Annotated in this window: 17 protein-coding genes; 6 read left to right on the plus strand and 11 right to left on the minus strand. The window is 62.7% G+C overall.

Going from position 1 to position 22,276, the window contains the following annotated elements; all coding sequences use genetic code 11:
• The first annotated feature begins 104 nt into the window (after window positions 1-104).
• Entirely contained in the window at window positions 105-1,472 is a 1,368-nt protein-coding gene (locus ETEE_RS17480; protein ID WP_034163344.1) for an L-serine ammonia-lyase, read from the plus strand.
• Window positions 1,473-1,543: 71 nt separating this feature from the next.
• Here ETEE_RS17480 and phsC read toward each other — a convergent pair whose 3' ends face one another.
• The 5 genes from phsC to ETEE_RS17505 form a co-directional block, all read right to left on the minus strand.
• Window positions 1,544-2,311, minus strand: coding sequence for a thiosulfate reductase cytochrome B subunit (phsC, locus tag ETEE_RS17485; protein ID WP_034163343.1), 768 nt, complete (start codon window positions 2,309-2,311; stop codon window positions 1,544-1,546).
• Window positions 2,308-2,880, minus strand: a complete 573-nt coding sequence (locus tag ETEE_RS17490; protein WP_034163342.1) for a 4Fe-4S dicluster domain-containing protein — start codon at window positions 2,878-2,880, stop codon at window positions 2,308-2,310. Before ETEE_RS17490 ends, phsC begins: the two co-directional genes overlap by 4 nt.
• An 11-nt stretch (window positions 2,881-2,891) precedes the next feature.
• A complete protein-coding gene (gene phsA / locus ETEE_RS17495; RefSeq protein WP_034163341.1) occupies window positions 2,892-5,171 on the minus strand; it encodes a thiosulfate reductase PhsA in 2,280 nt (759 codons plus the stop codon).
• A gap of 660 nt (window positions 5,172-5,831) precedes the next feature.
• Window positions 5,832-6,890, minus strand: a complete 1,059-nt coding sequence (gene cobT, locus ETEE_RS17500) for a nicotinate-nucleotide--dimethylbenzimidazole phosphoribosyltransferase (RefSeq protein WP_034163340.1) — start codon at window positions 6,888-6,890, stop codon at window positions 5,832-5,834.
• 51 nt (window positions 6,891-6,941) lie between these two features.
• Window positions 6,942-8,483, minus strand: a complete 1,542-nt coding sequence (locus ETEE_RS17505; protein ID WP_034163339.1) for a cobyric acid synthase — start codon at window positions 8,481-8,483, stop codon at window positions 6,942-6,944.
• 528 nt (window positions 8,484-9,011) lie between these two features.
• On the opposite strand from ETEE_RS17505, the gene cobD reads away from it, so the two are divergent.
• The 3 genes from cobD to ETEE_RS17525 all read left to right on the plus strand — a co-directional run bounded on the left by cobD (window position 9,012) and on the right by ETEE_RS17525 (window position 12,497).
• Window positions 9,012-10,088, plus strand: a complete 1,077-nt coding sequence (gene cobD, locus ETEE_RS17510; protein ID WP_034163457.1) for a threonine-phosphate decarboxylase CobD — start codon at window positions 9,012-9,014, stop codon at window positions 10,086-10,088.
• Window positions 10,089-10,547: 459 nt separating this feature from the next.
• A complete protein-coding gene (pykF, locus tag ETEE_RS17520) occupies window positions 10,548-11,960 on the plus strand; it encodes a pyruvate kinase PykF (protein WP_034163337.1) in 1,413 nt (470 codons plus the stop codon).
• A 300-nt stretch (window positions 11,961-12,260) separates the two neighbouring features.
• Entirely contained in the window at window positions 12,261-12,497 is a 237-nt protein-coding gene (locus tag ETEE_RS17525) for a major outer membrane lipoprotein (RefSeq protein ID WP_005285548.1), read from the plus strand.
• 186 nt (window positions 12,498-12,683) lie between these two features.
• Here ETEE_RS17525 and ETEE_RS17530 read toward each other — a convergent pair whose 3' ends face one another.
• Window positions 12,684-13,748 carry a L,D-transpeptidase family protein gene (locus ETEE_RS17530; protein WP_034163336.1) on the minus strand — a complete coding sequence of 355 codons (1,065 nt, stop codon included), beginning with the start codon at window positions 13,746-13,748 and terminating at the stop codon, window positions 12,684-12,686.
• 526 nt (window positions 13,749-14,274) lie between these two features.
• Window positions 14,275-15,894: a peptide ABC transporter substrate-binding protein gene (locus ETEE_RS17535; RefSeq protein ID WP_034163335.1), complete on the minus strand. Its 1,620-nt coding sequence runs from the start codon at window positions 15,892-15,894 to the stop codon at window positions 14,275-14,277.
• A 218-nt stretch (window positions 15,895-16,112) separates the two neighbouring features.
• Between ETEE_RS17535 and tpx the strand changes: the two genes are divergently transcribed.
• Entirely contained in the window at window positions 16,113-16,616 is a 504-nt protein-coding gene (gene tpx, locus ETEE_RS17540; RefSeq protein WP_034163334.1) for a thiol peroxidase, read from the plus strand.
• Between the two features lie 50 nt (window positions 16,617-16,666).
• On the opposite strand, the gene tyrR is transcribed toward tpx, so the two are convergent.
• Window positions 16,667-18,250, minus strand: a complete 1,584-nt coding sequence (gene tyrR, locus ETEE_RS17545) for a transcriptional regulator TyrR (protein WP_034163333.1) — start codon at window positions 18,248-18,250, stop codon at window positions 16,667-16,669.
• A 390-nt stretch (window positions 18,251-18,640) separates the two neighbouring features.
• Between tyrR and sseA the strand changes: the two genes are divergently transcribed.
• Complete coding sequence (gene sseA / locus ETEE_RS17550) at window positions 18,641-19,471, plus strand: 3-mercaptopyruvate sulfurtransferase (protein WP_034163332.1); 831 nt, start codon at window positions 18,641-18,643, stop codon at window positions 19,469-19,471.
• Window positions 19,472-19,528: 57 nt separating this feature from the next.
• Here sseA and ETEE_RS17555 read toward each other — a convergent pair whose 3' ends face one another.
• The 3 genes from ETEE_RS17555 to ETEE_RS17565 are packed head-to-tail and all read right to left on the minus strand — an operon-like array spanning window position 19,529 to window position 22,253.
• Window positions 19,529-20,596 (minus strand): TIGR01620 family protein, encoded by a 1,068-nt coding sequence (locus ETEE_RS17555; protein WP_034163331.1) that lies wholly within the window; start codon window positions 20,594-20,596, stop codon window positions 19,529-19,531.
• On the minus strand, window positions 20,593-21,993 hold the full coding sequence (locus ETEE_RS17560; protein WP_034163330.1) for a YcjX family GTP-binding protein: 1,401 nt from the start codon (window positions 21,991-21,993) through the stop codon (window positions 20,593-20,595). Before ETEE_RS17560 ends, ETEE_RS17555 begins: the two co-directional genes overlap by 4 nt.
• A complete protein-coding gene (locus ETEE_RS17565; protein ID WP_034163329.1) occupies window positions 21,990-22,253 on the minus strand; it encodes a hypothetical protein in 264 nt (87 codons plus the stop codon). The genes ETEE_RS17560 and ETEE_RS17565 overlap by 4 nt, the downstream gene beginning before the upstream one ends.
• Window positions 22,254-22,276 lie beyond the last annotated feature (23 nt).

Here is a 22,276-nt window from a genome sequence, read left to right on the forward strand (position 1 = left end):
CCGCCGCCGCGACGGCGCCCCTGGGTGACACGTGACCCGCGATTGCGCCGGTCGACGACTTTACACCAGCAGCACAAGACATAGCCTCTTTAAGGAGCTTTAGCGTGATTAGCATTTTCGACATGTTCAAGATCGGCATTGGCCCCTCCAGCTCCCATACGGTCGGCCCGATGAAAGCCGGGAAACAGTTTGTCGATGATTTGGCGGCGCAGGGTCTGTTGCCGTCGGTCACGCGCGTTGCCGTTGACGTTTACGGCTCGCTCTCACTGACCGGCAAAGGCCATCACACCGATATCGCCATCATTATGGGGCTGGCGGGAAACCTGCCGGACAGCGTCGACATCGACGCCATCCCCGCGTTTATCCGCAGCGTGGAGAGCAGCGAACGCCTGCCCCTGGGCCGCGAAGGCCACCCGGTCATCTTCCCCCGCGACGGCGGAATGGTCTTCCGCAGCGATAACCTGCCGCTGCATGAAAACGGCATGACCATCCGCGCCTACGGCGCCGGTGACGCACCGCTGTACAGCAAAACCTATTACTCCATCGGCGGCGGCTTTATCGTTGATGAGGAGCACTTCGGCCAGGAAAACAGCGACGGCGTCACGGTCCCCTACCCGTTCCACTCCGCGCAGGCGCTGCTGGACTATTGTGAAGATACCGGGCTCTCCATCAGCGGGCTGGTAATGAAAAATGAGCTGGCGCTGCACGGCAAAGAGGAGATTTACGCCTACTTCACCGCCATCTGGGACACGATGCAGGCCTGCATCGAGCGCGGACTGAACACCGAAGGTATACTGCCGGGGCCGCTGCGGGTGCCGCGCCGCGCCGCCGCGCTGCGCCGGATGCTGGTCACCAGCGACAAATACTCACGCGATCCGATGAATGTGATCGACTGGGTCAACATGTTTGCCCTGGCGGTCAATGAAGAAAACGCCGCCGGCGGACGCGTCGTCACCGCGCCGACCAACGGTGCCTGCGGCATCGTACCGGCCGTGCTGGCCTACTACGACCACTTTATCGAGCCCGTGACCCCAGACGTCTTCGTACGCTACTTCTTGGCCAGCGGCGCTATCGGCGCCCTGTATAAGATGAACGCCTCGATCTCCGGCGCTGAGGTCGGCTGTCAGGGCGAGGTGGGCGTCGCCTGCTCCATGGCCGCCGCCGGGCTGGCTGAGCTGCTGGGCGGCAGCCCGGTGCAGGTGTGCATCGCCGCGGAGATCGGCATGGAGCACAACCTGGGGCTGACCTGCGATCCGGTCGCCGGTCAGGTACAGGTGCCGTGCATCGAACGCAACGCCATCGCCTCGGTGAAAGCGATCAACGCGGCCCGAATGGCGCTGCAGCGCACCTCCGCGCCGCGCGTCTCCCTGGACAAGGTGATTGAGACCATGTACGAGACCGGCAAAGACATCAACGCCAAGTACCGGGAAACCTCTCGCGGCGGCCTGGCTATCAAGGTGCAGTGCGGCTGAGGCAACGCCGCCGCGGTGATAGCACAGCGGGGGCATTCGCCCCCGCTGTCTTACCCGCTCCCCCTATCGCGCTACGGACGCGCGTCCGGCGCGCCATCGTGCTCGCGGTGGCGATGGTAGCCATCCAGCATGCTACGGAAGATCTGCCCCGGCGTATCCCCCAGCGTACACAGATAGATATGCGCGCACAGGAACATCAGCGCGACCACCGCCAGCAGCATGTGCAGCGTCAGCATCAGCGGCGCCTGTCCGGCGCTAAACTGCGGATAGAGACACAGCAGACCGCTGACCATCAACAGCGGCACCAGCGCATACATGATGGCCAGATAGGCCAGCTGCTGCAGCGGGTTAAACTTGCCCCGGGCATCCGCGATAAAGGGGTGCGCCTCCCCCTTCATGATGCCGAACAGATAGAAGCGCGCCTGGCTCAGGCAGCGCGAGATCAGCCCCCGCCAGCGGACGCGATAATGGCGTCCGTTGCCGCTCAGCAGGTTGATCAGCACAAAGCCGACCCAGGCGACGATCAGCACATAGCCGCACAGCGTATGCAGGGCGACCCACTGCGCCACCGGCCCCAGCGAAAAGTGGCCACACAGCCCGCTCAGCAGCAGCAGAACAAACAGCAGCGCGTTGCTCCAGTGCCAGCTGCGCACCACCGCCGAGTAGAGATACAGCCTCGTTGGTATCCCCGGGGCATGCTTCGGCGCCAGGGCGCAGCGCAGCGCCCCGTGCAGCGCCAGCCCGGCCAGCAGCGCGGCGACCAGCGCCGCCGCCAGCACCAGCCACTGTGGCCAGTAGTCCGGCGTATAGTGTAACTCCGCACCCCAAATGCTGTTCATGCTTGCTCCTCCCGGTGGATCTCTTTACGACGATACAGGCTAACCTCTCCGCTGCGCGCATCCCGCTGGCGATAGACCTCCTCCTGGCCGATCCAGCTCTGCACCTCCGCCGACTCAAGGCGACCGAAGTGCAGCGCATCGGTCGGACAGACCGAGACACAGGCGGGCGCCAGCCCCTCCGACAGGCGGCTGTCGCTGCAGAAGTTGCACTTATCCGCGACGCCGCTGCGCGGATCCAGATAGCGCACGTGGAAAGGACAGGCGGCGACGCAGTAGTCACAGCCGATGCAGCGGGACTTATCGACCTGCACGATCCCGTTATCATCCCGGAAAGAGGCACCGGTCGGACACACGCTGACGCAGGGCGCATCGGCGCAGTGCTGGCACGAGACTCGGACAAAGCGAAAGCGCCCCTCCATCTCCTGCTCCGGCAGATGGATCTGCACCTGCAGCCGACTGTACGCCACAGGCACATCGTTCAGCACCCGGCAGGCGACGGTACAGGCCTGGCAGCCAATGCAGCGTTTCTCGTCATGCAGCATGACGTAGTGGTTGTTGTTCTGATTCATCGACGGCTCCTTCAGGCGCGGCTCAGGGTAACCCCGGCGGTGTGTACCACGGTGCCAGACACCGGGCTGGTTTCATGGGGCAGCAGATTGCCGCAGTGGATCCCGTGGCGGGTGGCCTCCGTACGGGCGCCGGCCTTGGCGCCAAAGCCCATATAGACAAACAGGGTATCGGGGCGGATCGCCGGCGTCACCAGCGCCCGTCCCTTCTCCCGACCGGTCGCGTTTTCCAGCCACACCGTATCGCCGCTGCGGATACCGCGCGCCTGCGCCGTCTGGGGATGCACCCACACCGCGTTGTCCCACATCAGCTCGCTCAACAGCGGCACATACTGCGTCGCACCGTTGGTGTGCACCGCCACCTTGCCCTGAATGAAATAGAGCTGATCCGGCTGCTTAAGGGGCAGGTCGCGAAAGCGCGGGGCGCCATAGCCCGGCAGTAGCGCCTCCAGCGCCGCCGAATAGAGTTCAATACGTCCGCTGGGCGACTTAAAGCGCAGGGCCCCGCCCAGTGTGCCGTCGCTATCCCGCTGCGCCGCCGCCTGAGGGTAGCGCTCGACAAACCGCTCAACCGAAGCCGGCTCGCGCAGCAGCAGCGGCACCCCCCAGCTGAGATATCCCTTTTCGCGCAGCGCGCCGTACAGCGCCCGATCGCCACCCAGCTGAAACAGCTGACGCGTCGCCATCGTCTCCCAGGGGTAGTACTGGCCCAGCCCCAGCGCCTCCCCCAGCTCCTTCCAGATCTGCCAGCTGGGCCGCGCTTCGCCGATGGTCTCCACCACCTGCTGACGCAGCGCATAGGCCGGGTTGAGGCCGGACACATCGCTGACCTCCTCATCGCGCTCCAGATAGGTGCACTCCGGCAGCAGATAGTCGGCATAGGCGGCGCTTTCGCTCAGATACACATCGCAGCTCACCACCAGATCCAGGCTCTCGACGGTTTTGACCAGGTCGGGCCGACAGGTGACGGTCTGAAACGGATTATGACGCGACATAATCCACCCCTTCAGCGGATAAGGCGTCTGCTTCAGCGCGGCATCGATAATGCTTTGCACCACGCCGCCGCTGGCGGTGATATAGGTAAACTGCGGCGCCGTTGCGTCAATACGCGGCGCCTGGATGGATAGCATCCCCTTTACGCCGGGCTTGGCCAGCGTCGGCGCCACCGTCTCGCCGGCCAGCGTGTTATAGACGGAGGCCCCCTTCTTCTGATACAGCCCCCCCTGACGCTCCACGTTACCCAGCAGGGCATTCAGGGTGAAGATCATTCGCCGCATATCGATCTCTTCTTGCGAATAGGTCGCACGGTGGCCCGGATTGACAATGGCGTGGGGCGCACTGGCAGCCAGCTCACGGGTCACCCGTACGATGACCTGCGCCGGGATATCCGAATGCTGCTGCGCCCACGTCGGCGTGGTCTCACTGACCGCCTCCGCTAGCCGATCGAATCCCAGGGTATAGCGATCGACAAAGGCCGCATCGTACAGGCGCTCGGCGATCATCACGTGACACATAGCCATCAGCACCGGCAGGTCGCCGCCGGGGCGGATCGCATGCCATTCATCGGCCTTGCTGGAGAAGACCGACAGCCGCGGATCGAAGCTGACCACCTTGGCGCCCCGCTCCTGCGCCATCATCATTTCATGCGTATCGGCGACCTCGATCCCCTCATACAGATTATGACCGAAGGCCACCATATAGCGGGTATTGACGATGTCCATCGCCAGATCGCCGCCCATCATCACCTTGGCGGCGATCGACTTACCCGCCGGACAGGTCGAGGCATGGGTGAAGGTATTCGGTGAGCCATAGGCGGAGGCCAAATGGAACAGGTGTCCCGAGAGGGAGCCGGACTTGGAGGAAAAGGCCAGGCTTTGCGCGCCGTGCTGCGCCTTGATGGCATTCATCTTTTCAGCGATCTCACGGTAGGCCTGCTGCCAACTGATCGTCTGCCACTCCCCGGCGCCGCGCGGGCCGCTGCGCTTCATCGGCTTGACGATACGCTGCGGATCGTTCACCAGGCTCACCCCGCTGCCGCCGCGGGCGCAGATCCGGGTGCCCTGGTGCGCCGCCTGCGGATTACCCTGAATAAAAACCGTTTTATTATTCACCACCTGCGCCTGGATCGGGCAGCGGAAAGAGCACATCTCACATAGGCTGGGCGTCAGCCTGGCCTTACCTTTTATTTCATCGGGTCGGTTCAACGCCAGCGCCCCGGGCGGAAAACTGCTTAGGGCACATCCACTACAGCCTATTCCAATGCCTTTAAGAAAAGAACGACGACTGATGCTCATATAATCTCCTTTTTATTATACAAAATGATTATAGGGAGAAAATAGCTTTATTATTTGAGCTCATCAGCAAATCAGTAGCGCGCACAAAATTATTTTTCCGGTGCTGAAGCCAACATGATAAATAAATGTAAATATATGTTGCATCGATATATATCAAAGAAATAGATAAATAAAAAATATCATTACCAGATAAAGCAATAATACACAGTAAACGCCGCTAATAGTATAGCGTCTCATTTCTTTATTCCATCGTTCACGCGTCTCTGCCCTGAACGGCGCGCCATGCGCGGCGGGCTGCCGTAGATGCCGGCATACGTCCTCGGATAACGCCCGCGGCGGGGCTTAAAAAAGAGTAGTTCGGCTAACATAAAACGGTTTTGGAGTGGCAAATTCAATTAATCGGCACAATTAAGCCAGGGATAATCTGGCGCTGCGCAATATATTTATTGGCATATCCAATAAACCTTTTCGCAACATTTCACCCAAGCGCGATAAAAATAGAAGAGGTGGATTTATGGCATATTCAATAAATAACGATATGGGATCCAATCAACATATTCATGGCAAGGCCAGTACGCCCCCGGTAATTCCCCCCGCCGTTTACCGCGGCGATCGCGATACCTACGCACCGCGATCGCCGGATATCCCGTTAGCGCACGGCTACGGCAGCACAATATTGCTCTGGCTCAACAGCCCCATCCGCTGATGGACGGCGCAGGCCGCCTCCACGATCGGCATCATCAGCGCCGCGCCGCTGCCCTCCCCCAGGCGCATCTCCATATGCAGATAGGGCGTCAGACCCAGCGCCGCCAGCGCCAGCGCGGCGCCCTTCTCTGCCGAATGGTGAGACGGGATCAGATAGGGGTGCACCCCCGGCGCGATCCGGCAGGCAGCCAACGCCGCGGCATAGGAAAGAAAGCCATCCAGCACCAGCGGAACCCGCGCCGCCGCCGCCCCGATCATCACGCCGGCCATGCCGACCAGATCGAACCCGCCCAGCGCCGCCAGCGTCGCCACGCCGTCTTGGGGATCCGGCGCATTGATACGGATGGCCTGCTCCACCACCGCCACTTTATGGCGCAGGCGATCGGCCGGCAGGTTGGCGCCCAGACCCACCGTCTGCGCCGGCGCGCTGCCGGTCAGCACGCTGACCAGTGCCGCCGCCGGCGTAGTGTTGGCGATGCCCAGCTCGCCTATCCCCAACAGATCGACCCCGGCCTTTGCCTGCGCCATCGCCAGCCTGGCACAGCGCACCAGCAGCTCTTCGGCCTGCGTTCGGGTCATCGCCGGACCCTGTGCAATATTGCCACAGCCCCGCCCCATGCGCATATTGACCGCCTGTGGCAGGGGATCGGCGTCAATGCCGGCATCCACCAGCGTAACGGCGGCGCCGGCCTGCTGCGCCAGCACACACACGCCGGTGATCCCCAGCGCCATATTCTGCGCCTGGATTGCGGTCACCGCCTGCGGCGAAATGGCGACCCCTTCCCGGTATACGCCGTGATCGGCGGCGATAACGAAGATCTGTTTCTTCGTCACGGCCGGCGGCCGCGGCGCAAAGATCCCGGCCAGCTGAACGGCGAGCTGCTCCAGCCGTCCCAGACTGCCGGGGGGCTTCAGTAAACTGTCCTGGCGCCGGCGCGCCTGCGCCTGGGCCGCGTCGTCCAGCGGACGAATGGCGGCGACGATCTCCGCCAACGCCTGTGCATAATGGGTCATCGTTGCGTATCTCTTAAGGTTAATGTCATGCGGGGCGCACCGTTCGCATCATCATGATGACGGCGCCCCGCACGCGTGGGCGCGCATCAGCTGATAGATCCGCGCGATGTCCACATGCTCGCGTAGCGCCGCCGCCAGCGTGTCAAACTGCTGCTCGCGCCAGGCGGGGTAGTTGAGGGTCGGAGCACCGTCCGGCGCCAGCCCCTTACGCTCGCGCAGCGCGTCGAGCAGCGTCCGCGTTAGCGCCGGGGTATCAAACAGCCCATGCAGATAGGTGCCCATCACCAGACCATCGGCGCTGATGGCCCCCTCCTCCCGTTCGTCTGCTGTCCCATTGACCGACAGCAGGCGACAGAATGGGGAACATCCGGTGCCACGCTGGGTCACCCCCATGTGGATCTCATAGCCCGCCAGCGAAATCGCACTGCATCCCGCCCACGGACCGGGCAACCCATCCAGCGCCGCGCCCCGCACCTGTGCGGTGGTCTTCTCCCGGGCAAACCAGGTTTCGCAGTCCAGCAGCCCCAGGCCGCTCATGGCCGCCTGCGCCGACTCCACGCCATCAACGATCCGCCGTCCCAGCATCTGGTAGCCGCCGCAGATGCCCAGAATCGGCGTACCGGACTGACGGGCGCAGAGGATCTGATGGGCTAGGCCGCAGTCGCGCAGATAGCGCAGATCGGCCAGCGTGCTTTTGCTGCCCGGCAGAATCAGCAGGTCCGGCTGACCAATCTCATCGTGCTCAGTGACATAGCGCAGGGCAACGTCCGGCTGGGCATTCAGCGGCGAGAAGTCGGTAAAGTTAGCGATATAGGGGAGCTGCAGCACCGCGATATCCAGCGCCCGCCCCGCCGCGTGACGGTACTTGCCGCGCTGCAGCGCCACGCCGTCCTCGTCGTCCAAATCGAGCGTCAGCCACGGCACGACCCCCAGCACCGGCACGCCGGTAAGGGACTCTATCTGGCGCAGGCCTGGGGTCAGCAGGCTAACGTCACCGCGAAACTTATTGATGATGACCCCCTTGACCCGCGCGCGCTCCTGCGGCGTCAACAGCGCCAGAGTGCCATAGATGGCGGCGAACACGCCGCCGCGATCGATATCGGCCACCAGCAGCACCGGCGCGTCGATCGCCTCCGCCATTCCCATATTGACGATATCGCGATCGCGCAGATTGATCTCCGCCGGACTGCCCGCCCCCTCCAGCACCATGATGTCGACTTGGCTGGCCAACTCGCGGTAGACCTGCGCCACCTGCTCTAGCAGCCGGGGCTTGTAGCGGTGATAGTGGACGGCGTCCATATCCTGCAGCACCCGCCCCATCAGCACTACCTGGGCATGACAATCGCTGGTGGGCTTAAGCAGGATCGGGTTCATCCGTACGTCCGGGGCGATGTTGGCGGCCTCGGCCTGCATCATCTGCGCCCGCCCCATCTCACCGCCGTCGGCGGTGATCCCGGAGTTCAGCGCCATATTCTGTGACTTAAACGGCGCCACCCGGTAGCCATCCTGGGAAAACACCCGGCACAGCCCGGCGCACAGAACGCTTTTCCCCGCGTCGGAGGCGGTGCCCTGTATCATGATCGATAGAGTCATTCTCCCTCCCCCTGGGTGCGCGGCGGCCAGCCGGTCAAGGCCGGGTTAGCGCTGGCGCCGAACCGTCGCATTCTCATCGTCGTTTACCCCATAAAAAAACCGCCGAAGCGAGTTGACCCTCCGCCGCGCGAACGGCGCTCTGCGGCGCCGGCCGCCCCTGCGCCTCTCACCGGAGGGCATTGCGCCGCTATGTCATGACGGCCGGTATTCTGGCTTGGACTCACGCGTGCCCGCGCCTTCCCCCTGGCGATCGGTGGCCTTCGGCGAAGTCGCGCCGCCTTCCCGAACGCATCGCAGCGATAAACCGCCGTGCGCCTACGGCGCGCTTGCAGAAAGGCGCCCGAAGCGCATAAATTACAGCAAAATCATCAAAAGAGTAGCCTTACCCCTCATTGAAGGAGCTGATGGACAGACAAACGGCGCCCCGTGCGCAGAATGTATCCGATCAGGGGCGTCCCATTAACCGAGGGCGCCGGCACCCGCCGTGACGACGATGCGGGGCGCCGGCCTCCCTTTTGGAGCACCGCGATGTTACACAGCCAGCACGGCGGCGACGTTATCGGCGTCGCAGAGCACCTAGGCGTCAGCGCGCTCAGTCTCACCGACTTTAGCGCCAACATTAACCCCCTCGGCATGCCCGACAGCCTACGCCAGGCCCTGAGTGACCACCTAGCGTTGGCTCAGCCCTATCCCGACATTGAATACCGCGCGCTGCACCGTGCTCTGGCCGCCCATCACGGCGTTGACGCCGGATGGATCGTCGCCGGCAACGGCGAGACGGAGCTGATTTTTGCCCTGGCCGATGCCCTGCGTCCGCGGCGCGCCCTGCTGCTGACGCCCGGCTTCGCCGAATACCGTCGTGCGCTGCAGCGGGTGGGCTGCACCATTCAGACCCACTCGCTCAAGGCCGAGAATGGATTTCAGGTGGATGCGGATCTGCTGGCGGCGCTGACGGCCGATCTGGACTGCCTCTTCATCTGTACTCCCAATAACCCGACCGGCCTCACCCCCGATCCTGCGCTGCTGCTGGCGCTGGCGGAGCGCTGCCAGCGCCTGGGCATCCGTCTGATCGTCGATGAGGCCTTCTGGGACTTTATCGCCGATCAGGCGGGGATGATCCCGCAGCTGGCGCGCTTTCCCTGTCTCTGCGTACTGCGTTCCCTGACCAAGTTTTACGCCATCGCCGGACTGCGCCTGGGCTACCTGCTGAGCGCCGATGCGTCACTGACCGCGCGGCTGCGGGCGCGACAGATGCCCTGGAGCATCAATGCCTTCGCCGCACTGGCCGGCGAGGTCGTGCTGCGCGACCGCGTCTATCAGCAGGCCACCCACCGCTGGCTGGCGCAGGAGCGCCCTTTTCTGCACTCGGCGCTGGCGGCGCTGCCGTCGCTTCAGGTGTGGCCCGGCCGCGCCAACTATCTGTTTCTGCGCTGCGATCGTCCGCAGCTCTGCCTGCAGCAGGCCCTGCTGCCCCACGGCCTACTGATCCGCCGCTGCGCCGACTACCCGGGGCTGGACTCGCGCTACTACCGGGTTTGCGTGCGCCTGCGCCCCGACAACCTGCGGCTGATCGCCGCCCTGCGCGCCTGCCTCAGCGCAGGCTAGCGCCGCGCTGAGTCAGGCCAAGCGGGGCTCTCTCCATGCCCCCGGCCCGCGGCGGCGCCGTCATCTGGGACGCGCCGATCGCGGCAGAGTGTAACCTTACGCACTTGACAGCGTGCGGTTGCGCAACGAAACCGGCCTTTGCGCACCCTTTTTTCATCATTGCGCGCTCGGTCTCCAAATTCGTTGTCTTTCTTGCGGTTAAATACGTATAATACCCGGCGTCAATTTTGTTGAATGGTTTCAGCCCTTGATTCGTCGCAGCGCCTACTACATAACAACGCGGCCTTTGCACTGGTCACCTCCCCACGGGCACGCATTTTTTGCCCCGGCACGTCGGCTGTCGCCTATTCTTCTTAGTAGTTCTATTTTCGCATCACCTGTTTTACCCCCTGTCCTCCCAGCCACTGGCGGTGGGAGTAAGCTTTTTCCAATCCATCACAACTTGCAGAAATGAATGTCATGAAAAAGACCAAAATCGTATGCACCATCGGTCCGAAGACCGAATCCGAAGAGATGCTGGGTAAACTGCTGAACGCAGGCATGAACGTAATGCGTCTGAACTTCTCCCACGGTGACTATGAAGAACACGGCCAGCGCATCAAAAACCTGCGCGCTGTCATGGAGAAGACCGGCCAGAAAGCCGCTATCCTGCTGGACACCAAGGGCCCGGAAATCCGCACCATGAAGCTGGAAGGCGGCAATGACGTCTCCCTGACCGCCGGCCAGACCTTCACCTTCACCACCGACCAGAGCGTCATCGGCAACAGCGACCGCGTCGCCGTCACCTACCCGGGCTTCGCCGCCGACCTGCGCATCGGCAACACCGTGCTGGTGGACGATGGCCTGATCGGCATGGAAGTGACCGATGTCACCGAAAGCACCGTGGTGTGCAAGGTTCTGAACAACGGCGACCTGGGCGAGAACAAAGGCGTTAACCTGCCGGGCGTTTCCATCCAGCTGCCGGCGCTGGCCGAAAAAGACAAGCGCGACCTGATCTTTGGCTGCGAACAGGGCGTTGACTTCGTCGCCGCTTCTTTCATCCGTAAGCGCGCCGACGTGCTGGAAATCCGTGAGCACCTGAAGGCCCACGGCGGTGAGCAGATCCAGATCATCTCCAAGATCGAAAACCAGGAAGGCCTGAACAACTTCGACGAAATCCTGGAAGCCTCCGACGGCATCATGGTTGCCCGTGGCGATCTGGGCGTGGAAATCCCGGTAGAAGAGGTTATCTTCGCGCAGAAGATGATGATCGAAAAATGCAACCGCGCCCGCAAAGTGGTCATCACCGCGACCCAGATGCTGGACTCCATGATCAAAAACCCGCGTCCGACCCGTGCGGAAGCCGGTGACGTTGCCAACGCCATCCTCGACGGCACCGACGCCGTCATGCTGTCCGGCGAAAGCGCCAAGGGTAAGTACCCGCTGGAGGCCGTCGGCATCATGGCGACCATCTGTGAGCGTACCGATCGCGTCATGCAGAGCCGTATCGATACCCTGCACGACTCACGCAAGCTGCGCATCACCGAAGCGGTATGCCGCGGCGCGGTAGAGACCGCCGAGAAGCTGGATGCCCCGCTGATCGTCGTTGCCACCGCCGGTGGCAAATCCGCCAAGGCCATCCGTAAATACTTCCCGGATGCGATGATCCTGGCCCTGACCACCAACCCGGTCACCGCCCGCCAGCTGATCCTGAGCAAAGGCGTCATCCCGATGATGGTCAAAGAGATCGCCTCTACCGACGATTTCTACCGCATCGGTAAAGATGCCGCCCTGGAAAGCGGCCTGGCTCAGAAAGGCGACGTCGTGGTCATGGTTTCCGGCGCGCTGGTACCGAGTGGCACCACCAACACCGCGTCAGTACACGTGCTCTGATAGCACAAAAATAATTAAATTCAAGCGCCGCTCTGCGGCGCTTTTTTTATCCTGGTACAACATTTTTATCTCTTGAATTGATATTATTAATAGAATTAACTGAATAGTGAAATAAGAGGATTCCAATAGAAGCGACCTGTTTTGTCTCTCTTTTTTAACCTTCCCGCAAAACAAGGTGGTTCTTTGAGCGAACGATCAAAATAAAACGCTTTAGCATGAAAAATTTATTCTCTTTAGAAAATGGTTTGTGTAATACTTGTAACGCTACATGGAGATTAACTCAATCTAGAGGGTTTTATAATGAATCGTACTAAACTGGTACTGGGCGCTGTTATCCTGGGTTCTACTCTGCTGGCTGGCTGCTCTTCCAACGCTAAAATCGACCAGCTGTCCTCTGACGTTCAGACTCTGAACACCAAAGTTGACCAGCTGTCTTCTGACGTGAACGCAATGCGCGCTGACGTTCAGGCTGCTAAAGACGACGCAGCTCGCGCTAACCAGCGTCTGGACAACATGGCTCACGCTTACAAGAAATAAGATTTCTTGAGCTGAGCGAAAAAGGCGCACCTCGGTGCGCCTTTTTTATTTCTATCGCTCCCTTCAGCGCCAGCGTTCAACGTATCCAGTCCCCGCACGCCACAGGGCGCTCTGCGCCACGCAGCGACACGCCGAAAAAAGGGAGGCTGCCCTCCCCTTAGGATACACCACGCGCCCCTAGCCCCCTTAGCGGCCGTTTAATACCGCCTCGGGGAGCGCAGCGTCGATCGGCGCCGGCGCGCTAGTACTAGTAGATGCCGGCGTAGTCACCGGAGCCGGCGCGCTAGCCGCTGCCTGCGTGGTCACCGCAGCCCCGTCGTTGACCGGCACGGCATGGCTCACCAGCACCGGCATCCCGGAGCGGCGCGCCATCGCCCCCTCAAACGCCGCGCGATCCGTCAGCGGACTGGCGGCGAAGGCGGACAGCCGGCCGTTCAGCGCGATCGGCATCGTCTGCGGATCGTCACGCTCGGAGCGCGACAGCGGCTGGTGCACCTCCACGTAGCGTTTACCGTCCGGCTCCACCGACGTCTTCACCGGCTGATTGACGATCTGTACTCGGGTACCGCCTGGTACGCTGCGAAACAGCGCTTCGATATCATCCGGGCGCAGGCGGATACAGCCGGAGCTGACCCGCATACCGATGCCAAAGTCGGCGTTGGTGCCGTGGATCAGATAGACCCCGCCCTGGGCGGCCAGGCGCAGCGCAAAGCGCCCCATCGGGTTATCCGGCCCGGCGGGCATTACCGCCGGCAGAGTGATCCCCTGTGCCTGATAGTTGCGGCGGATATTGGCGGTCGGCGTCCAGGTCGGATCCTTGATATGCTGAGAGACCCGGGTCACCATCTCCGGCGTATTGCGCCCCAGCTGACCGATGCCGATCGGATACACCTCCACCCGATTCTCTCCCGGCGGATAGTAAAACAGGCGCAGCTCGGCAAGATTGATCACGATCCCCTCGCGCGGCGCGTCCGGCAACAGCATCTGGGCCGGGATGATCAGCTCGCTGCCCGGCCGGGGCAGGAAGGGATCCACCCCGGGATTGGCCTCCAGCATCCCCAGCAGCCCTATCTGAAAGCGTGCAGCGGTCGCTTCCAGCGGTTTGCCATCGCGAGGAACGGTGTGGATGAAGTTTTCGCCGATGAGGCGGCTGTCCGTCGCCGGTAATGGATAGTCCGCCGCGTGGGCGCCGCTCCCTGCCGCCATCCATAGCGACAGCACAAGGCTTACTGCAGTCAGTGCACGTTTCATGCTGGGTTCCCGATCTGTTCTGTGTCCACCGACGCCGCCGCGCCGGATACCGGCCTGAGGCGATAGCCGCAGGCGCTCTACATAAATATTAATATTTACTTACGTAATGGCAATTTATTCTGCCAGCATTGCTCTAAATAATTCTGCAATTTACACTTGTTTTCAAATGATTACTAAAATATAGCCGGAGAAATCCCCGGCGGCCTCCGCGCGTGGGGAACCACGGGAGAGAATGCGGCGGAGGATCTGTTACCGGCGCGCGCACAGCCAAAAACGTCAGTTTTGACCTTCTGAGATGAAATGAGGCGCCTGAGGGGAGATGATGCCTGTTTTTATCGCTATTACAGACGCGGAATGAAATAAAACGTTATTTTTTTCTTTATTCTGAGCGCCTATTTACGCGGGATAGTCAGGGAAAATAGGTTAAATATGCTTTTTACTTAAATAAGCATAATAGAATGGCCATGGCACGCTTATTTTAGCGCCATGGCCCGGCGCGGAAAATATCGCCACCTCGCAATAACGGCTAGTGCTGTACGATATACAGCTGCTGGCTGTAGGCGACATCCTCCGGGTTATTGATGGGATATCCCTTTACCCAAGGCTTAATCAGCCGGGCATTGGTGTATTGGTACAGCGGGGCGATCGGCGCCGCCTCCGCTAGCATGCGCTCTGCCTGCTGGTAGATGGCGCTGCGCTTCTGCCCGTTCCCCTCCCGCGCGGCCTGCTGCAGCAGCGCATCGTATCCCGGCTGGCTAAAGCCGCTTAGATTGCCGCTGTGGCGACTCCCCAGCAGCCCCAGAAAGCTAGAGGCCTCGTTGTAGTCGGCAATCCACGACGCCCGCACCACGTCGAACTGGCCGCTGTTACGACTATCGACGTAGGTTTTCCACTCCTGGTTAGTCAGCTTGACCTGCACCCCCAGGTTCTTCTTCCACATCGATGCCACGGCGATGGCAATTTTCTGGTGATTCTCCGCCGTGTTATACAGCAGCGTCAGCCGGAGCGGCCGCGATGGCCCGTAGCCCGCCTCGCGCAGCCAGGCCCGCGCCTGACGGTTACGCTCCGCCTGGCTCATCCGCTGCATCGGCAGCGGCTGCGGCACCACGCCGTCGGTCACATCCGGTGTCAACCGGTAGGCGGGCTTCTCCCCGCTGCCTACCACCTTGCCGGCGATGATCTCGCGATCGATGGCATAGGAGAGCGCACGCCGCACCCGTGCATCGTTCAGCGGGGCCCGGCGGGTATTGAACGCATAGTAGTAGGTGCCCAGCTGAACCGGAGTGAATACCTCGCCGGGGATGCGCTTTTTCAGCGTCTGATACAGGTTTTTCGGGAAAGATTCGGTGATATCCAGATCCCCGGCCAGATAGCGTTTGGTCGCCGCGCTCTCCTGGTTTATCGGAACAAAGGTCACCCTCGTCAGCTGGGTCTGGGCGTGATCCCAGTAATAGGGGTTCGGCGTCAGCACGATATGCTCGTTGACCACCCGCTGCGCCAGCTGGAAAGCGCCGTTGCCCACCAGGTTGCCCGGGCGTGTCCACGCCTGACCGTAGCGCTCGACCACCTTCTGCGGCTGCGGGAATAGACTGAAATGGGCGCACAGCTGTGGAAAATAGGGCAGCGGACGGTTCAGCTGCACCACCAGCGTACGGGCGTCCGGAGCCGCCACGCCCAGCCGATCGGGGGGCAGCTGACCGCTGACGATCTCCGCGGCGTTGGCGATCCCCGCCGTCTCGGCAAACCAGGCAAAGGGGGAATGGGTCTGCGGATCGACCAGTCGCCGCCAGGCATAGACAAAGTCATAGGCTGTCACGGCATCGCCGTTGGACCAGCGCGCCGTATCGCGCAGCTGAAAGACATAGCGCTGCTGATCCTTACTGTGCCAGGCGACAGCCACGCCGGGTTGGACGCTGCCGTCCGGCCCCTGGTTCACCAACCCCTCAAACAGATCGCGCAGTACCTGTGCCTCCGTCAAGCCGACGGCGGCGACGGGATCCAGCGACACCGGCTCATCCTTCAGATGGCGTACCACGGTCTGCGTCTCGGCCAGAACTGTGCCCGGCGGCACCTGCGCCGCTAGGACGCCCTGACTTCCGACTACGACCCCAATGGCCACCGCGGCGGCCAGACAAAAAAGCTGCATCGTTCACTATCCTGTGTTGGTCACTCTACCCGTAGGGCGCCCGGTCGGCACCATGCCCCTACTCTGCCTGAAGCGCACATTCATCACCACTTTTAATTATTGCCGGGCGGAACCTCTACACAATGAAACAAATTTTTAACATAAATCATCTGTTCACCGCGCAGTAATTGGCATACACTGACCCATTGTTAACAATACGTAAACAAGAGGGAGCATTTATGACGCAGACTGTTTTATTCCGTGGCACACCGGTCACGCTCAGCGGTCACTTTCCACGCCCCGGCGAAGCGGCGCAGCCGTTTTCCCTGGTCTCGAAAGATCTGGCGGATCTGAGCCTGGCAAGCTTTGGTCAGCAGCGTAAAATTCTCAATATTTTCCCCAGCATTGACACCGGTGTCTGCGCCACCTCGGTGCGGCGCTTCAACCAGCTGGCCGCCGAGGCCGCCAACGCCGTCGTGCTGTGCATCTCCGCCGACCTACCTTTCGCCCAGGCGCGCTTCTGCGGCGCCGAAGGGCTGAATAACGTGATTACCCTGTCCACCCTGCGCGGCGGCGAGTTCAAGCAGGCGTATGGCGTGGCGATCGCAGAGGGACCGCTGGCCGGGCTGACGGCCCGCGCGGTGGTGATTTTGGATGGTGAGAATCGGGTGATTTACAGCCAGCTGGTAGCGGAGATCGCCGACGAGCCGGACTACGAGGCCGCCCTGGCCGCGCTGAGGTAACGCCTGGACAGACGCCGTAGTGCGGGCCGCGCTACGGCGTCGAACGCCCTTTACTCCCCCTGGTGAGGATCGGCCTCTTGGTGACGGCGGCTGCTTAGCCCGTATTCGCGCAGCTTGTTGGCGATGGCGGTATGGGAAACGCCCAGCCGTTTGGCCAGCTTACGGGTGCTCGGGTAGTTACGGTACAGGCGGGTCAGCACCGAGCGTTCAAAGCGCTTGCAAATCTCATCCAACGAACCGTCCAGCACCTCGTCGCCCAGCGCCATCTCAGCCTCAAACTCCGGCAGCACAATGTCCTGCGGGCGCAGCTCGTAGCCCTGTAGCTGCGTCAGGGCACGGTACACGGCGTTCTTCAGCTGACGAACGTTGCCCGGCCAGCCATACTGGCTGAGAAACGCGCTCAGCTCCGGCGCCAGCTTAGGCCGCGGCATCCCCTGCTCGTCGGCAAAGCGCGCGACAAACAGCTCCGTCAGCGGCATGATATCCTGCGTGCGTTCGCGCAGCGGCGGCAGGTTGAGGGTTAATACGTTGAGGCGATAGTAGAGATCCTCGCGGAACAGCCCCCGCTGCACCAGATCGATCAGGTTCTTCTGGGTCGCGCAGATCACCCTCACGTCGACGCGCACCTCGTGCTCCTCGCCGACGCGGCGGAAGGTGCCATCATTGAGGAAGCGCAGCAACTTGGCCTGCATGCGCGGCGACATCTCGCCGATCTCATCCAGCAGTACGGTGCCGCCGTTGGCCTGCTCAAAGAAGCCCTTCTTGCCTTCCAGCGCGTTGGGATAGGCTCCCGGCGCATGGCCGAACAGTTCACTCTCCGCCACTTCGTCGGGCAGCGCAGCGCAGTTCAGAGCCAGGAACGGCTTTTTGCCGCGCGGGCTGCGCAGATGGCAGGCGCGAGCCAGCACATCCTTGCCGGTGCCGGTCTCGCCGACCAGCAGCAGCGGCGCATCCAGCATCGCCAGCTTACGCGCCTGCTCCAGCAACTGACGCATCTTGGAGCTGACGCCGATGATATGGTCGAACTCGCTGTTGTCGTTAACCGCCAGATTCTGCAGCTGGCGCCCCATGCGCACCGCCGACTTCAGCACCACCACCGCGCCAACCGGGGTGCGGTGCGTCTGTTTGCTGTCATCCAAATAGATGGGCATGATATCCATCAGGTAATCCTGACCACGGATCACCACCTTCTCGCTGTGCGGCGCGACGTCATCGTCCTCCAGCCAGCGCATAAAGTTGTAGCCGCCGATCAGCGTCGCCGCGGTCTGGTGGCAGATTTTCTCCTCGCTGGTGGCAAACAGGGAGAGCGCCGCCTGGTTGGCCAGCTCGACCTTGCCCTTCATGTCGATGGAGAAGACCGGCTCCGGCAGCGACTCCAGCAGCGCCCACATGGCCCGGTGCTCACGCTCGGAGGGCATAAACGGCACGGTCCGGACGTCGGTTACCCCGCTGATGCGGCGGATCTCCGCCATCAGCTGACGGAACACCTCAAAATCCAGCTCATTGAAGTTCAGATAAATTCGCCCGATGGTATCAATCTCAATACCGCGCAGATCAATATTTCGGGCGGCGAGAAGATCCAGCAGTTCACGCGTTAGACCGATACGATCTTCACAAAAAACTTCCAGACGCATTAGTTTTGACCTTACTCTGCTTATGCTGCGTGTGTACGCGAAAAACAGCCGTTGTTTGCCCAAACCACCAGCACAGCGGCTGAAGCTATTACCTGTCACCCAAAGTTGACAGATTTTTCTGTTATATGCCAGTCATCTTCCCCGATTTTCATCGGTTGATGAGCGCCGTTGACCTACGTCGAGCGCCCCATCGCGGGTGTGGACGCCGCAGACGTCGGGCTGCCATGGGCGTAAGCCAACGCGTACAGTATCTTACCACACATTTATCATACATTTTAGCCGAAGATCGCGGAAGGCTGGCATAGGTCATGCATCCATGCGCATGGCCATACCCTGCGCCAAGGTTGCGGTATACAATCGGATCCCCTTTGCCACGCATCCGGAGCTACCATGTCATCCTCTCTGTTTGTCACCCCGCAGTGGCTGGCCGCCCACCTGGCGGATCAGGATATTCAGCTGCTCGACGCCCGTCTGGCCCCCCCGGGGCCGCGCACCGATCCCGTCGAGCCGGAGCGCCTCCCCGGCGCCCTGCGCTTTGATATCGATGCCCTGTCCGACCACGCCAGTCCGCTGCCCCACATGCTGCCGTCCGCCGCCGATTTTGGCGCCGCCATGCGGGCGCTGGGCGTCGACAGCCGGCGCCATCTGGTGATCTACGATGACGGTACGCTGTTCAGCGCTCCGCGCGCCTGGTGGATGCTGCGGGCCTTCGGCGCGCAGCGTGTCTCGCTGCTCGCCGGTGGGCTGGCTGCCTGGCAACGTCTGGGACTTCCTCTGCGGCCGGCGGCGCAGGCCATCACCCCGCAGGGTCACTTCCCTGCTCAGTTGGATACCCGCCGCCTGCGCAGCGCCGCGCAGGTGTTGGACGCGCTGGGGGATAGCCATACACAACTCATCGATGCCCGGGCCGCCGCCCGCTTCCGCGGCGCGGCGCCGGAGCCACGCCTCGGCCTGCGCAGCGGCCACATTCCCGGCAGCCATAACCTGCCGTGGGACAGCGTCGTGCGGGACGGCGCCCTCAAGACGCCGGAAGAGTTGCGGACGCTGTTCAGGCAGGCCGGTATTGACCTGCAGCGCCCGATTATCGCCAGCTGTGGCTCCGGCGTCACCGCCGCGGTGCTGCTGCTGGCGCTGGCGGCGCTGGGCATTGAGGAGACGGCGCTGTACGACGGCGCCTGGAGCGAATGGGGGGCAGACGATACGCTGCCCATTGCGCGATAACCCGGCTATGCTGACGAGGGTCAGCCGGAGCCCGCCGGGGCACAGCCCCGCGGCGGGCTAGGTTCTGCGCTCTGCCTTTGCCGCAGGTAGCGTCCGCCGCAGCTGGGCTATCAGCTCTCGGCGAAAATCACCCAGACGCGGGCGATCGTCGCCGATCCACGGCAGCGGACGGCACAGCTCCATCGCCTTGATCCCCAGCCGCGCGGTCAGCAGCCCCGCGCCGATCCCCTGCGCCGCCCGCGCCGACAGCCGGGCCGCCAGATCCTGGGAGACCCAGTCCATGCCCACCTCCCGCACCAGCTCCGACGCACCGGCAAAGGCGATGTTCAGCAGCACCAGGCGGAACAGGCGCAGGCGGCTGTAATAGCCCAGCTCAATGCCGTACAGCGCGGCGATGCGATTGATCAGGCGCAGATTGCGCCAGGCGATAAAGGCCATATCCACCAGCGCCAGTGGACTGACGGCGATCATCAGGGTCGACTCGGCGGCGTAGCGGCTGATCTCCCGCCGCGCCTGGCTGTCCAGCACCGGCTGTACCAGCGTGGCGTACAGGGAGACCACCTCGCGGTCGCTGTGGGTCTCGTGCAGCGCCGCCTGCCAGCGCTGCACCGCCGGGTGGCTGCCATCCAGCCCGGCCTGGCGCAGCAGGCGCTCGCAGAATGCCCGCCCGCCGCCGACGGCGTGGCTGTGCAGCAGGTCCGCGGCCAGCTCGCGCTCTTCGGCGCGCTGGCGCAGGCGGTAGAGATGGCGCCATTCGGTGGCCAGGGCACCGACGCCGGCCAGGACGATCATTCCTCCGGCCACGCAGCCGCCCAGCGCGATCCAGTCCTGGCTGACCCAGGCCTGATGCAGCCAAGCCGCCCCCTGCGCCAGCACGCTGAGGCCGAACAGCGCCACCCCGCCCGCCGCGATACGCCGCCACAGGCTGCGACGCGGACGCAGGGCCATGCTGACCATCCCTTCCAACCGCCCCTCATCCTGCTCCGCCTCGGTCTCTGGCGGCGCCGATGGCGTAAATGCCTCGGCCTGATGCGCGTCGAATGCCATGCCCGGCTGCAGCGACGGCGTCGGCTCCGCGCTCAGCGACGCATCGAAATCGATGCGCGGTTTAATCGGATCGTTCACCGTAATTTATCTCCCAGCAAAAATTCCATCACGCTGTCCATACGGATATGCGGCAGCGGCGTATCCACCGCCGTGCGCTGCGGCCGGAACTGTTCAAAATGAAACCCCTGCTGCTGCCAGAATGCGGCCTGCGGCAGACGCGCCGGCACCTCGCCCGGATACACCGTCAGCGCCGCGCCATCGCTCAAGCGCTCCCCGCGCAGGGCCGGGATCGTCTGCCCCTGGTGATCCACCACGCCGCTCTGAGTCGCCTGGATCGCCGCGATGCCGGCGCAGTCCATGCTGATCCCCTCAAAGGCGGCGTTTTGCCAGGCATCCTGCACCAGCTGCTGCAGCAGCGAGACCAGGTTGGCGTGCTGATCGGCGGTCACATGGTCGGCCTTGCTGGCGGCAAACATCAGCCGATCGATACAGGGCGAGAACAGGCGGCGGTACAGCGTGCGCTTACCGTAGTTAAAGCTCTGCATCAGCTGGCTGAGGGCCAGCCGCATATCATTAAACGTCTGCGGCCCGCTGTTGAGGGGCTGCAGGCAGTCCACCAGGACAATCTGGCGGTCGAAGCGTGCGAAGTGCCGACGGTAAAACCCCTTCACCACTTCGCGGCAGTAATAGTCGTAGCGCTGGCGCAGCATGCCAATATTGCTGTGCCGATCGGCGCTGGCCAGGCGGGCCTCACCCGCCTCATCCAGCCCCGGCCAGGGGAAAAACTGCAGCGCAGGCGCGCCGGCCATATCCCCCGGCAGCACAAAGCGGCCCGGCTGAATAAAATGCAGGCCGCGCTGTTTGCACTGCAGCAGATAGTCGGTATAGGCCTGCGCGATGGCCGCCAGCTGGCGCTCGTCCGCCGCCGCCAGCGGATCGCAGGCGGCGCACAGGCGCAGAAACGGCTCGGCCAGCGTCCGCCGCTCACCCTGCAGCAGACCATTCATCTGGCGCGACCACGCCAGATAGCGCTGATCGAGCATCGGCAGATCCAGCAGCCATTCGCCGGGGTAGTCCACGATCTCCAGGTACAGCGTCGAGGTCTCTTTGAAGTGGCGCAGCAGCGACTCCCGACTGCGATAGCGCAGCGCCAGACGGATTTCGCTGACGCCGCGGGTCGGCGTGGGCCAGTCGGGCGGCTCGCCGTACAGCTGGGCCATCCCTTCGTCATAGGTGAAACGGGCCACCCCCAGCTCACGCTGCGGCACCCGTTTTACCCCCAGGATCCGCTCCTCGCGCGCCGCGGAAAACAGCGGCAGGCGCGCGCCGCTGTGGAGATGCAGCAGCTGATTGACCAGCGACGTAATGAACGCCGTCTTGCCGCTGCGGCTCAGGCCGGTGACCGCCAGACACAGATGGCGATCCAGGCCGCGATTAACCAACGCGTTGATATCGTGCTGTAGCCTCTTCTTCATATCTCTCCTTGCCGTTGTCCGGCTGACGCATCGCGCCGGACACCCTGCTGAAAATGGTGCGCCGTCACATAGCGTACGCTGCGGCGCAGCGCGGACGCCAGCGTCCAGCGCAGGATCAGACGCAGCGGGCGCCAGGCGACATAGCGGGTGACGCCGCCGGCGATGCCCGCCGGGGCGGCGCACAGCAGCAGCGGTGCGGCGTGACGCAGCAGTGCGGCGCACAGCGGTCCGGCGCGGCGCGCCTGACGAAAGAAGGTCATATGCCTCTCCTCGGGTATCCGGC

It is taken from the genome of Edwardsiella anguillarum ET080813 (assembly GCF_000264765.2).
Classification (GTDB): Bacteria; Pseudomonadota; Gammaproteobacteria; order Enterobacterales; family Enterobacteriaceae; genus Edwardsiella; species Edwardsiella anguillarum.